The 13,831-nt window shown below is 35.7% G+C and carries 10 protein-coding genes; all 10 read left to right on the top strand.

Translation table 11 applies throughout. From position 1 onward, the window contains the following. Positions 1-669: 669 nt before the first annotated feature. The 10 genes from IEX29_RS12370 (at position 670) to IEX29_RS12415 (ending at position 13,807) form a co-directional block, all read left to right on the top strand. On the top strand, positions 670-2,151 hold the full coding sequence (locus IEX29_RS12370) for a peptide MFS transporter (RefSeq protein ID WP_188734751.1): 1,482 nt from the start codon (positions 670-672) through the stop codon (positions 2,149-2,151). Positions 2,152-2,494: 343 nt separating this feature from the next. After that, a complete protein-coding gene (locus IEX29_RS12375; RefSeq protein ID WP_188734752.1) occupies positions 2,495-3,646 on the top strand; it encodes a VanZ family protein in 1,152 nt (383 codons plus the stop codon). A 647-nt stretch (positions 3,647-4,293) separates the two neighbouring features. Next, positions 4,294-4,812 (top strand): PTS sugar transporter subunit IIA, encoded by a 519-nt coding sequence (locus tag IEX29_RS12380; RefSeq protein ID WP_229720200.1) that lies wholly within the window; start codon positions 4,294-4,296, stop codon positions 4,810-4,812. A gap of 17 nt (positions 4,813-4,829) precedes the next feature. Continuing rightward, the gene (locus IEX29_RS12385) at positions 4,830-5,669 is read left to right on the top strand and encodes a PRD domain-containing protein (protein ID WP_188734754.1); all 840 of its coding nucleotides are present in this window, start codon (positions 4,830-4,832) and stop codon (positions 5,667-5,669) included. A gap of 56 nt (positions 5,670-5,725) precedes the next feature. Continuing rightward, a complete protein-coding gene (locus IEX29_RS12390) occupies positions 5,726-7,117 on the top strand; it encodes a PTS transporter subunit EIIC (RefSeq protein ID WP_188734755.1) in 1,392 nt (463 codons plus the stop codon). Between the two features lie 15 nt (positions 7,118-7,132). Beyond that, positions 7,133-8,581 (top strand): glycoside hydrolase family 1 protein, encoded by a 1,449-nt coding sequence (locus IEX29_RS12395; protein ID WP_188734756.1) that lies wholly within the window; start codon positions 7,133-7,135, stop codon positions 8,579-8,581. Continuing rightward, entirely contained in the window at positions 8,582-8,848 is a 267-nt protein-coding gene (locus IEX29_RS27010) for an SDR family NAD(P)-dependent oxidoreductase (protein WP_188734757.1), read from the top strand. It begins immediately after the preceding gene. A 10-nt stretch (positions 8,849-8,858) separates the two neighbouring features. Further along, positions 8,859-9,323 carry an SDR family oxidoreductase gene (locus tag IEX29_RS27015; protein WP_268239046.1) on the top strand — a complete coding sequence of 155 codons (465 nt, stop codon included), beginning with the start codon at positions 8,859-8,861 and terminating at the stop codon, positions 9,321-9,323. 310 nt (positions 9,324-9,633) lie between these two features. Continuing rightward, positions 9,634-12,204 carry a winged helix-turn-helix domain-containing protein gene (locus IEX29_RS12410; protein ID WP_188734759.1) on the top strand — a complete coding sequence of 857 codons (2,571 nt, stop codon included), beginning with the start codon at positions 9,634-9,636 and terminating at the stop codon, positions 12,202-12,204. A gap of 319 nt (positions 12,205-12,523) precedes the next feature. Beyond that, the gene (locus tag IEX29_RS12415) at positions 12,524-13,807 is read left to right on the top strand and encodes a histidine--tRNA ligase (RefSeq protein ID WP_188734760.1); all 1,284 of its coding nucleotides are present in this window, start codon (positions 12,524-12,526) and stop codon (positions 13,805-13,807) included. Positions 13,808-13,831 lie beyond the last annotated feature (24 nt).

A 13,831-nucleotide genomic window follows, 5' to 3' on the forward strand; every position in this document is an offset into this window, starting at 1 on the left:
GAAAAAACATTTTAAGGACCGTACATTATTTTACAATCCCTGTGATAACTATACCACTAATTTTGCGTGTTGAAAAATTATTTTGATACAAAAAATATGATGATATCTTTTGTGTAATAGAAATTGTGGTGCATTATTCTCTTGAATAAATTCCTTTTTCTGGTACCATATGAATATACGATGAAAAATTTGAAAAAATAACCACTTGTCAATTAATTTACATTAAACTTTCATAGTGTTATCATATTTAATATTCGACTTTTACGCATAAAATAAATAGGAGAAGCAGTACCGCCTGACGGGCCAAAAGCAAGTATGCGAAAAAAGGTTTTATTTTCAAAAAGGGATTAGAAATCCATTTGAAAATAAAAACAGTGTAATTCAAGAAAACAATGTCATTCCTGCATGACATAAATATTTCTATATGTTTATTTTTTAAAGTTGATTTTATTTCATTTTAGCATTTGCTTATATGGTCATCAATCAAGGGTACCTTTTCTATTTGGCAGTTTTACGAATTCAGTAAACGAAAACCAGACGGTGAGGTATTTTTTAATTGTTAGAATATTTATTTAAGAGTATCAATTTCTATATTTTGATGCTGGAATAATATTTGGAGCCATATTTTGAAGGCTTAATCAGTTCAAATAGAAAGGGACAGGGAATATTATGACGACAAAAAATTCAGAAGATATCCTTAAGAGTATTCCGCAAAAAGGTTTTTTCGGACATCCTAAAGGTTTGTTTACATTATTTTTCACAGAGTTTTGGGAGAGATTTTCATACTATGGTATGAGAGCAATTTTACTTTACTATATGTATTATGCGATAAAAGATGGCGGGCTGAATCTAGATAAGGGAACAGCCGCTTCCATTATGGCTATTTATGGCTCACTTGTATATATGTCAGGGATTATCGGCGGCTGGGTTGCTGACCGGTTACTTGGTACAAAGAGAACCGTCTTTTATGGCGGAATATTGATTATGGCAGGTCATATTGCCTTATCCTTTCCAGGAGGAGTGACAGCTCTATTTGTATCCATGGGATTAATTGTTATTGGTACAGGGCTGTTAAAACCGAATGTATCCAATATCGTCGGAGATTTATATGATAAAGAAGATCCGCGTACTGATGCCGGTTTTAGTATATTCTATATGGGGATTAACCTTGGTGGTCTAATTGCACCATTTATTGTCGGAACACTCGGGCAAAAATATAATTTCCATCTTGGATTTGGGGTAGCGGCCTTAGGTATGCTTGTTGGGCTGATTATTTTCTTAGCTACCAGAAAGAAATATTTAGGGATTGCCGGTTCTTATGTGCCAAACCCGTTATCATCTGAAGAAAAGAAATCTGTATTTCTGAAATTTGGAATCAGTGCAATCATAATTGTAATTGTTGGTGCTATTCTGATTTCTAATGGTATTTTAACCATTGATGGGTTTATCATGTTAGTCAGTATACTGGGGATAATTATTCCTATTATTTACTTTTTAGTGATGTATTTCAGTAAGAAAACAACAAGTCAGGAACAGAAGAGTTTACTTGCTTATATTCCATTATTCCTTGCAGCAATGGTATTTTGGGCAATCCAGGAGCAGGGGGCTGTTATCCTGGCACAATACGCAGATGAACGGACAAGATTATCATTTGCCGGTTTTTCCTTGCAATCATCCTGGTTCCAATCATTTAACCCATTATTTATTGTTCTGTTAGCACCGGTATTTGCAGCATTATGGATGAAGCTTGGTAAAAGACAGCCATCCACACACAAAAAATTCTCATTAGGCTTGGTTTTTGCTGGTCTATCTTTCTTGATTATGATAATTCCGGCAATTTACGCAGGGCCTGATGCGCTTGTCAGTCCAATATGGCTGGTACTCAGCTTCCTGATTGTGGTACTTGGTGAGTTATGCTTATCACCGGTTGGTTTAGCAGCCACAACAAGAATGGCTCCTGCGGCATTCTCTGCGCAGACAATGAGTCTTTGGTTCTTGTCCAATGCTTCCGCACAGGCAATTAACGCACAAATCGTTAAATTATATAGTCCTGAAACAGAGATTATGTACTTTGGAATTATTGGCGGAATTGCTGTGTTGCTGGGTGTTATTCTGTTCTTATTCACCTCTTTCTATAAAAAGAGAGCGTAGTATGATTGAATAGAGTATATCAAAAAACGGCTAATCTGACTGTTATGTGACAGTTAAACAGGGACAGGACATTGTATATCTCTTAAAATACCACTTCTGCTTAATCCAAGTTGTGATGCACCCCAAAAGATAGATTTAAAAATCTATCTTTTGGGGTGTTTATTTATGGTTAACGAATAGTACTGTAATAATGAAATGATGGAGTAAATAAAATTATCTTTATTACTATATTTGACAGAGAGCCTTTTTTAACGTAAAACAATAAATAGCTTGGATGTTATTGCTTAAACTTTATTTAAAAGCGATATTAAATTTGTATATGATTTCAGAAAGAGGTGGGCATATGTCGGTATATATCATGCCAATTCAAACAGCAGCTATTGTATTTATCCTGTTGTCCGTGTTTCTTACAATTCCATGGCTGATCTATGTCTATAGAAAATATGGTTATTTAAGTATTTGGGCTTCAATCGTAGCTTTTTCTTTTATTTTTTATCTGTTATCCGCTTTATTTTTAGTGCTGCTGCCTTTACCGGATACTCGAAATACCTGCGCTTTGCAGCCGTCCGACACAGTGCATTATTCACTCACACCATTTTATTTTGTAACAGATATAATCAATAGCAGTAAAATTATTTGGACACAGCCTGCAACTTATATACAGATACTTAATCAGAGCGCATTTTTACAGGCAGCTTTTAATTTTCTGTTATTACTGCCGTTTGGAGTCTATTTAAGGTACTTTTTACAGAATAAACGTTATTGGAAGCGTGCGTTAGGACTTGGATTTGGACTGTCTCTATTTTTTGAGATTACACAGGGAACAGGAATTTACGGGATTTATAATTGTCCGTACCGTATATTTGATGTAGATGATTTGATTTTAAATAGTACTGGGGCATTATTTGGGTTCCTCATTGCCCCAATGATATTGGCTTTATTCCCGTCTAAAAAGAATCTGCTTGCTAAGAGGGATAAAATACAGGAGAGCCAAGTGGTTCGTCCGTTAGCTCAGCTGCTGGCAGTTTTCATCGATTTTATGCTGGTTCATATCAGCTGGAGTCTGACATTAGGACTTTTTACATCAAATGAGATGATTGAATTTATTTATAAAACAGCCGGCTTTCTTGTTGTTTATTTTATTGTGCCCCTTGTATGGGATGGGAAAACAGCAGGAACAGGTATATTGAGATTTGAACTTACTGACGCAGAAGGCGATGTACCTAAATGGCATGCTATGTTTAAAAGGATGTTTGCCCTTTATGTACCTTGGGTATTATCCGCATTTTTAAATATATTAACGGCAATTGAACTGGATATGAATTCGGGGCTGTATGTTTATCATGTATGGCTTACAGTGGCTGTATTCGGCTTTCTCGTTATAATGTGGATTGTTTTATTTATTCATGCTATCTACATCATTTCTAAAAAAGGGAAGCGTACCTTTTATTTTGATTACTCTTCCGGTATAACACCGAGGAAAGATATGGAGTAAGGACACAGACGGTGGAGTGTTTCCTTCTCGATTTTTATGATGAGGAATTGGCACTTTAGAGAGGGTGAGCTGATAAGAGCAGGCGGGATAATTTTATTATCTCAGCTTGTTGCCAAGGCTTTTTATAAAAACGAAATAAATTAGGCCTGAATTCTGTACAGGTTTGGTATTTTTACACAAAGTATTAGTATTTTAAAATATAATTTTATAAGAAGTTTGAAGAATGGACTTATTACAAAGATTAAAAGGAAAAAAGTTATCCAATACGATTTTGAAATCGGTGTTTGAACAGTAGTTAATAAATATATTAAAATGGAATTAAATGGGAATGGAGAGTGCATAATTTATTTTATATGGTGCTTAAGGCAATTGACTCAGAAACTACTCTATTTAAGTATGGTATTTCTAAAATAGTGGAAGAAATTATAAAAGGCGCAAAAACTAAATATTATCATGTTGCCAACATCAAACAGATAAGAGACTTCTATGATTATGATTGGAAACTTGAATTTTTCAAAGTTGTTATTTGATAGTTTAAGAAAAATTTAGATATTGACAATTGTAAAGGCTTGCATTAAGATGTAGATAAATATTAATAAAAGGTTTGTTACTCAAAGTTCTTTGAGGCTTGTCCTAATTAAGTGCTAATGTTGCGCTTGATTTGGCTTGCTTCAAAGAACTTTTTTTGTGGAGGCGATAAAATGTTTCACTTTTTTAAGAAAAAAATTGATATATACTCACCAGTGGTAGGAAAAGTAATAACACTTGAAGAGGTTCCAGATAAAATGTTTTCTGAGAAATTATTAGGAGATGGGATGGCTTTCGAATTCCAATCGAATACAATTTATGCACCTTGTGATGGAAAAGTAATAATGGTGGCACCAACAAAACATGCTCTAGGCATAAAACTTCCTAATAAGTCGGAACTGATGATCCATATCGGGCTTAATACAGTAAATTTCGGAGGGAAAGGTTTTACGGTACTTGTAAATAGTGGGGAGAAAATCAGAAGAGGTCAGGAATTGGTTGAAATTGATAGACAATTTTTCAATGAACAAGGAATAAATTTGGTTACACCGATGATTGTTACGTCAGGAGAATTTAAGATAGAACATCAACCGGCAGATTCTGTGGATTTAGATACTGTAGTAATGGAATTTTTATAGAAGGGACTGTTATTAACGTGCAAGTAATAAAAAATATCAATAACAATGTCTCATTATGTTTAGATAGTACAGGAAGAGAGGTTATTGCTTTTGGTAAAGGAGTCGGATTCATTAGGCCACCACAAATAATCCCTTTAAGCAAGGTGGAACGGACTTTTTATAACATTACTGAAATAGATTTTGAAATTATAAAAAATATTCCTGTTGCGATCATGAAGGCATCGATTCGAATTGTAGATGAAGTTGAAAGTAATTTGAATACTACGTTAATGTCTACGACAACCTTAGCTCTGGCAGATCATATTAATTTTGCTATTAAAAGAGCGAATGAATCGATGACCTTAGATATGACGTTACAAGAAGACATAAATCAGATTTATCGAGATGAAATGAAACAGGCTTATCTAGCATTAGATATTATTTATGAAGAGACTGGCGTTCGGCTAGATAAAAAAGAAGCTGGAACGATCGCATTACATTTTATTAATAATCAAATTGAAGAAAAAGACAATCAACAAAATATTAGTGAAGATATTATTCAAGAGAGTATTGCTATTATCGAAAAAGAATTTAAGCTGGATATTGATAGGGAATCATTTAATTATTCTCGTTTTGTTACACATATTCACTATTTACTTCGTAGAACTTTAAAAAATAAACAAATTCAAAGTGAAAATAGAGTACTTTTTAAAAAGTTGAAACAAGAATACCCAATTGCCTATAAATGTGCGTTAGAAATTAGTTCGTTATTTAATGGAAAGCTAAAAATCGAGCTAAATGATGAAGAAAATTTGTATTTGATGCTTCATATCAATCGTTTATGTTCAAGAGATATGCAAATGAATAAAGAGATTTAACATAATAATGGCCATTATTATGCAATTTATAAATAAATATTAATTGGAGGAAAGCAATGAAAAAGAATTATGATGCTCTTGCAAGACAAATTCTTGATCAAGTGGGCGGACACGAAAATGTTGGAAATGTCATGCACTGCTATACACGTTTAAGAATCAATTTAAAGGATCGAGGACTTGCAAATATTGAAGAGTTAGAAAAATTAGATATTATAGGAACTCAATTTGCTGGAGAACAGTTACAAATTATTATAGGAAATGAAGTCAATGAAGTTTATAATGCTTTTATTAATCTTATGGGAATGAAAAAAGAAAAAGTTATTGAAGAAAAACCGAATAGAGATATTCCAAGAAAACAACATACGATCCGCAGTGTAATTGTCGCAATGATTGATGGTATTGTGGGCTGTATGGTACCAATTTTACCCATGCTCATTGCATCTGGAATCCTCAAAGCAATTGTATTATTGATTGAGAAATTTGGTTTAGCAACTGCTGAATCAAGTACGATCATTATGTTATCATTTGTGGCTGATTCTGCATTTTATTTCATGCCGGTCATTATAGGTGGATTTGCCGCAAAAAAATTTGGAGCAAATATTGCTTTGGGTTCAATGTTGGGAGCTGCACTGATTCATCCCGATTTTGTATCTTTAGTTACTGAAGGAACATCTTTAACTATTTTTGGGTTGCCGATTTATTCAGCAACATATAGTAGCTCGGTCGTTCCAATCATCCTTTCAGTTTGGGTAATGAGCTATATTGAAAAATTTATTTCAAGATATTCACCCAAAAGTTTGCGGGCATTGATCGAACCAGTATTGACGATTATTATTATGATACCACTTACATTCAGCTTGTTAGCTCCATTAGGCGCGATGTTTTCAGTTGGGTTTGCCAATGCATTAACATGGTTTTACGGAACATTTGGAATGATTGCTGTTGCCATTTTTTGTGCAATTATTCCATGGGTAGTAATGTTGGGAATGCATGTTGGGACAGTTCCTATTTCAATTTCAAGTATTGCAGCTACAGGAATAGATAAGATCATGATGCCCGCATTTTTGATATCAAACTTTGCTCAAGGTGCAGCCTGTTTAGCAGTAGGTATCAAAGCAAAAAAAGCAGATCTAAAGTCTCTAGCATTTTCAAGTGCATTTTCAAATGTTGTTCCCGGAATTTCCGAACCTGGGATGTATGGTGTTACTCTCAGATATAAAACACCAATGTGGGGTTCTATGATTGGTGCAGCATCTGGGGGATTGTATTTTGGTATTACAGGAGTGGGTGCTTTTTCCTTTTTGCCGCCAAATATCTTTGCTCTAGCTGGATATGTTGGTTCAGGAGAGTATTCCAATAACTTGTTGAATACAATTATCGGAATTGCAATTGGTATGGTTGTAGCATTTGTTGCGACAATGTTTATGTATAAACCAAAAATGAATTAATAGGAGGAAACAATTATGACAGAATTTCCAAAAAACTTTTTATGGGGCGGAGCAACTTCATCTTCACAATATGAAGGGGCTTATAACGAAGGTGGTCGTGGTTTATCACACATGGATTATATTCGACGTGTTGAAAAAGGAGACAAAGACAAAAGATTTCCGATCAATGTGACAAAAGAAATGTTTGATGATCATAAGAAACATGAAAATGAATACAATTTCCCGTTTAGAAGAGGAGCAGACTTCTATCATCACTATAAAGAAGATATTGCTTTGCTTGCTGGGATGGGATTTAAAACATTTAGAATGAGTATTGCATGGAGTAGATTATTCCCAACTGGGCTTGAAGAAGTACCTTGTGAAGATGGTGTTCAATTTTATCATAATGTGTTTAAAGAATGTCGTAAATACAATATCGAACCACTTGTTACAATGATTCATTATGATATTCCTGTGTATTTAACTGAAACATTGAATGGTTGGGAAAGTCCTAAAATGATTGATTATTTTGTTCATTATACAAAATTTTTGATTGATGAGTATAAAGACGAAGTGAAATATTGGATTACATTCAATGAAATCAATATGATTATGAATTCTTCTTATCTAGGCGGAGGATTGTTTGTTGAATGTTCTGATAAACCGGCAGAAACTTGTATCCATCAAGCTTTACATCATCAACTGATTGCTAGTGCATTGACAGTCAAGTATTTTCACGAAAATACAAAAGGTAATCTTGTAGGAAATATGATTGCTCGCTTACAGAATTATCCGTATACATGTAACTCTGAGGATGTACTGGCAACACAGCAGCAAAATCAATTTAATTATTTCCCTACAGATATACAAGTAAAAGGTTGGTACCCGACTTCTATTTTAAATTATTATCGTAAAAAAGAGATCGATATAATTTGGTATCCAAATTATGAAGAGATATTAAGAGAAGGAACGGTTGATTTTGCCGCAATTAGTTACTATCATACTGCAGTAATTAGTGCAGAAGATGACAAAAAAGAACCAATTGGAGCATTTATCAGAAATCTTGAAAATCCTTATAATAAGATCACTGATTGGGGATGGGGGATTGATCCGACTGGCTTAAGAATTACTCTAAATGACATGACCGATCGATATGGTCTACCGATTTTTATCGTTGAAAATGGGTTAGCTGCGCGTGATCAATTAACTGACGATTTCAAAGTCCATGATGATTATCGGATTGTATATATCAAAGCACATCTAAAAGCAATTAAAGAAGCGATCGGTGATGGAAGTGATGTGATGGGATACACTTCATGGGGGTGTATTGATCTAGTAAGTTGCGGAGATGCTCAAATGACAAAACGTTATGGATATGTGTATGTTGACGCTGATGATGAAGGGAACGGAAGCTACAATCGTTATCCAAAAGATAGTTTCTATTGGTATAAGGATGTTATTGCAACAAATGGAGCTGATATCTAATTGAATAAGAAAGAATCTACTGTACTTATTACTGGTGCATCTAGTGGAATCGGAGAGGCCACTGCTCGTTTATTAGGAAGTATGGGGATGACAGTCATTCTTCTAAGTAGAAATGAAATAAAATTACAAACGATTACTATAGAAATAAATAAAAATGGTGGACAAGCAGAATATTATTTGCTAGACGTTTCTTCTTATTCCAAATTTAAGGATGTCGTGACTTCTATTATAGGTAAACACAGACGAATAAGATGTTCTAATCAATAATGCTGGTGTGATGTTATTGTCTGAAATTCAAGAACTAAAAGTAGATGAATGGCACCAAATGATCGAAGTCAATCTTAAAGGTGTCTTGAATGGGACAGCTTCTGTTCTGCCAACAATGAGAGAACAGAAAAGAGGCATGATTATTAATGTCATCTCAACAGCTTCCTATCGTGTAATGAAAGGTTCTTCTGTGTACTCTGCAACAAAATTTGCTGTAAGAGCATTTACTGAAGGATTGCGAAAAGAAGAATCAATAAATGGAATCAAAGTCAGCTTGGTAGCTCCTGGTCCTACAAAAACAAATTTATTGAGTCATACTTCATCAAACGAATTACGGGATTCTCTAGATAATTATGTTGAGAATCATGGGCTTGATGCCAAAGATATTGCGAGTGCCATAGCTTATCAACTTTGTATGCCTGATGGTGCTTCGATTGACGAATTAATTATTTCTCCTGCACGTAAAATGGAGTGAGTTAGTAGTCGTCTCTTATTGGATACAGATAGATAAGCTATCATAGCAGCAGATGTGCATCAGCAACAGCTACAAAAATTTATAAGTGTCATGGATCGTATTTGAAAAACTTCTAGTTTGATTGTTAAATATACAATTAGACTAGGAGTTTTTATGTGAAAAACAGCAGAATAGCATTGCAAGTCTAAGGCAAAAGGTACTCCTCCTGTAATACAGGACAAATAAATTTATTCTGTTATAATAGTAAAAAAGTAATAGTCAATAGCTTCTTGTATGTTTAGAAATAGATACAAATAGGGAGTGATTACACATGACTATCATTGCCACTAAATTACATATACCCAGATATCGATTACCCCTTGTAGAGCGCGTACGTCTTTTTCATCGCTTAGATGAAGGGGTGAATTATGAACTTACTTTGATTGTAGCATCTGCCGGTTATGGAAAAACAACATTGCTCAGTGAGTGGGCGACGATGCTTGGACAACCTGCTGCCTGGGTATCATTGGACCAGAGAGATAATGATCCTGCCCGCTTCTGGGAGCATACGATTGCAGCGCTGAAGCTGGCCTGCCCGGAATTTGGTGAACAGGCAGTTCTGCGGAATGCTATAGAAGATACAGCAGGAGACTCACTGATTGCTGCACTTATCAACGAATTGCATCGTATATCTCAGACGCAGATTATCATATGGGACGACTTCCACCTGATTACGGATTCATTGATTCTTAAGGGAGTTGTTTACCTGATTGAACGATTGCCTGCACATACACATCTTTATATTGCAAGCCGGGTACCGCCTGCACTTTCCCTGTCAAAATTACGGGCGAATAATAAGCTGAATGGTTTGGAAGCAGATGATTTACGCTTCAATACAGAAGAAACAACTGAATTTTTTAGGAAGAGCTCCGATATGCAACTGTCTATACAGGAAGCAGCAGCAGTACAAGAACGGACAGAAGGATGGGCAACTGCAATGCGGCTATCGGCCATGTCATTGCCGAAACAGGCTGATTCAGACGTGCTTATCCAGAAAATGACCGGAATGGAGTGTGATATTTCCGATTACTTTTTGGAAGAAGTATTTTCGCTTCAATCTGAAACAATTCAACAATTTTTAATGGAGACGTCGATTTTAAACCGGATGACAGGCGAGCTTTGCGAGGCTGTAACAGGAATGATTAAGAGTGAATTATATTTACAGTATTTGGAGCAAAATAGTCTGTTTCTTGTACCTTTGGATGAGCGTCGGGAATGGTACAGATATCATCATCTTTTTCAGGCATTTTTAATAAGGCAGCTGAAATACAGTGAGCCGCTTGAATGGAAAGAGCTGCATATTGCTGCAGGAAAATGGCTGGAAGAAAAAGGATATGCAGATGAGGCAATTGAGCACTATCTGATGGGAAAGGAATATAAATCTGCACTTTTCCTATTGGAAGAAATGGCTTCTGGAAAAGCTATTAAGGAATGGACAATGCTTGGTGTCTGGCTGAATATTATTCCAGATGCGTTTTTGTTTGATAAACCAATCATGCTGCTGACAAAACTTGCTGCTCAATATTTATCAGGACGGACGGAAGCGGCTACGAAAGGATACTGGAAAGCTGTTCAAAAGCTGGAACAAGATGTTCATTCTCTTTCCTCTGAAACAAGTCAGATATTACAGGCAGGGTTAGCTTTTCTAACGGCATTCCGCACATTTTTAGATCGGGATTTTGAATTCACAGTGCAATATTCAAAGGAATATGTCGAGCAGCATCCTCCGGGAGATTTGTTCGTAGGTTTTGGTAACGACCGGGTTGGTTATCATCCACTTTGGGAGATTTATGTGTCTGACAGTAGTCTCAAATTGGCTGAACAGGTAGTTATTTCGCTGCTGGATATTTGGTCTGAAACGAAACACGCCCATTTTGTCGCGCACCTTCATATCGATTTAGGTAAATTACATTATGAGCGTAATCATTTGAGAGAAGCAGAACGGCATATGCGCTGTGCATATGATATTGGAAAGTCTTGCGATAATCGAAGTCTAATGATCATCGCAGAGCTTTGGCTTACCGGCATAGCGGCAGTACAGGGAGAATGGGATACTGCAAATAATAAGATACAAAAATTAGAGAAACAAATTATAACAGAAGGGAGTTTGCATTTATCCAAAAGAGTGATATTGTCTCAGGCAATATTAGCGAAAATGCAAGAGGATGAAAAACAGGTTAACCAATGGCTGAAAACAAGCGGTTTGAGCTATATGGACGAAATACCGCTCTCTATGACCAGGGAATACAGCTTATTTGTCGTTATTTTGATAGAGCGGGGACAAATGGAAAAGGCAGCTGCTTTAATAGAAAGACTATTTCAAATCGAAAATAAAATAGGGAGACAAGGTAACAGAATCCGACTGCTTATTTCTCAGAGCAGGATGCTGTCTCTGCAGGGGGAAATTGCACAGTCTATGGATACATTGGAGGAAGCACTTGCTTTGGCCTGCCCGGAAAACTATATTCGTACCTTTGTTGATGAAGGAGCACCGCTGGGAGAATTATTGGATCAATATATTAAGATACGTCAAAATCAACATCGACAACCAGATAAAAAAGTTCCCTTAACCTACGTGAAACGGCTGCATCGCCTTATTTTTCCTTTGGGTAAAGAAATGAATAAATCCTCTCTGGAAAATAGCTATAAGCCTTCCATTACGGTAAAGGAAAAGTCTGTTCTCGGTCTGATGGATAAAGGGCTATCCAATAAAGAAATAGCGGAGGAATTGAATGTTTCTCTATCAACGGTAAAAACACATATTAATAATATTTACAGTAAATTACAGGTTAAAAACCGATTGCAGGCGTTGGAAATCGCCAGAGCATATGAATTGTTCTGAGGATTATGGAATTACAGTAACTGAAAAAACCGTTAAATAATCTGACTTTCCATTAACAAATCAGATACCTTTCAAACCAAACTATTGAAAACGATTAATCAATATGGTATAGTAATCCAAAATCAGAGGTGAACATTATGGATTCCATCAACGTAATATATTCATTCTCACAATTACATCATATCAGATAGCCTTGCTAACCGATTTTAAGTTTTAAAAAATCGAATTAGGAAGGCTATTATTCATGAAATCGCATTTGAATTAAGTTTAACACTTAACTCAAATGCGATTTTTGTCTATAAAACAGGAGGCCAGGAAAATGAAGAAGATGAATTATCAAAATGTAAAGGGAACACAGGATTATTTACCAGAGTCGGAAAGTATACGAAGAAATATCAGAAGGACATTGGAAGATGTATTTATCCAATACGGCTGTCAGCCTTTGGAAACACCTATCTTAAATTACACGGAATTACTCGCTTCTAAATATGGTGGCGGGGCGGAAATATTAGAGGAAATGTATACTTTAACGGACAGAGGAGAAAGAGATTTAGCGTTACGGTATGATCTCACTATTCCGTTTGCAAAAGTAGCAGCAATGAATCCGACATTGAAAATGCCCTTCAAGCGGTATGAAATTGGCAAGGTATTTCGAGACGGGCCAATAAAAACAGGAAGATTTCGGGAATTTACCCAGTGTGATGTGGATATTGTCGGTGTAGACTCACAAATGGCGGAAGCAGAATTAATGATGATGGCGCTGGATGCTTTCGATAAACTTAGGTTAAAAGTGAACATTCAATATAACAACAGAAAATTATTAACTGGAGTACTTGAACTGTTTGGTGTAGAAGAAGCCGATATAAACAAAACGGTACTGATATTGGATAAACTTGAAAAAATTGGAGTGAATGCTGTTATAGGCGAACTTAATGAGCTGGGGTTGTCAGGTGAATCGATTCGTTTGGTCAGGAAGTTTTTGACAGATGAAAATAATACTAATTTCAGCTACTTTGAATCTCTCTCCGTCCAAAATGAAAAGGTTAAACAAGGACTGCAGGAGCTGAAAGAGCTAAAGTTGTATCTAGATTATCTTGATATCAATGAGCAATGTGTATTTAATCCATTTTTAGCGCGAGGATTAGAGATATACACAGGTACCGTTTATGAAGTATTCTTAGCCAATCAATCTATTACATCCAGTATAGGGAGTGGTGGAAGATATGATAATGCAATCGGCGGGCTGATGGGAACGGGTGAGACTTTTTCCACCGTTGGAATCTCTTTTGGACTGGACGTAATTTATACAGCTGTATCTGCATCTGGTGCAGGCAGGAAATCCGGCAAAGAGATAGATTATTATATTATCCCATTAGGCACACAAAAAGAAGCTTTATTAGTGTCCAAATACTTAAGAGATAAAGGATATAAAGCTGAGGTGGAGATGGGAAATAAAAAGATAAGTAAAGCGCTGGAAAGAGCGAATAAAGAAAAAATCCGCAATGTTATTATTATTGGAGACAACGAGGTAAAAAATAATCAGTTTAAGGTGAAAAATATGCTGCTGGGAGAGGAAATTGTAGAGCCATTTCCATTTCTTTGAATAAGCTTATTTAAATTTATGAAG

Origin of the sequence: Oceanobacillus neutriphilus, from assembly GCF_014645515.1 — a bacterium.
Lineage (GTDB): Bacteria > Bacillota > Bacilli > Bacillales > Amphibacillaceae > Oceanobacillus > Oceanobacillus neutriphilus.

Coding starts and splice junctions, on each gene's coding strand:
- IEX29_RS12370 (WP_188734751.1), top strand. CDS start 670: ATGACGACAAAAAATTCAGAAGATATCCTTAAGAGTATTCCGCAAAAA.
- IEX29_RS12375 (WP_188734752.1), top strand. CDS start 2,495: ATGTCGGTATATATCATGCCAATTCAAACAGCAGCTATTGTATTTATC.
- IEX29_RS12380 (WP_229720200.1), top strand. CDS start 4,294: ATGTTGCGCTTGATTTGGCTTGCTTCAAAGAACTTTTTTTGTGGAGGC.
- IEX29_RS12390 (WP_188734755.1), top strand. CDS start 5,726: ATGAAAAAGAATTATGATGCTCTTGCAAGACAAATTCTTGATCAAGTG.
- IEX29_RS12395 (WP_188734756.1), top strand. CDS start 7,133: ATGACAGAATTTCCAAAAAACTTTTTATGGGGCGGAGCAACTTCATCT.
- IEX29_RS27015 (WP_268239046.1), top strand. CDS start 8,859: ATGTTATTGTCTGAAATTCAAGAACTAAAAGTAGATGAATGGCACCAA.
- IEX29_RS12410 (WP_188734759.1), top strand. CDS start 9,634: ATGACTATCATTGCCACTAAATTACATATACCCAGATATCGATTACCC.
- IEX29_RS12415 (WP_188734760.1), top strand. CDS start 12,524: ATGAAGAAGATGAATTATCAAAATGTAAAGGGAACACAGGATTATTTA.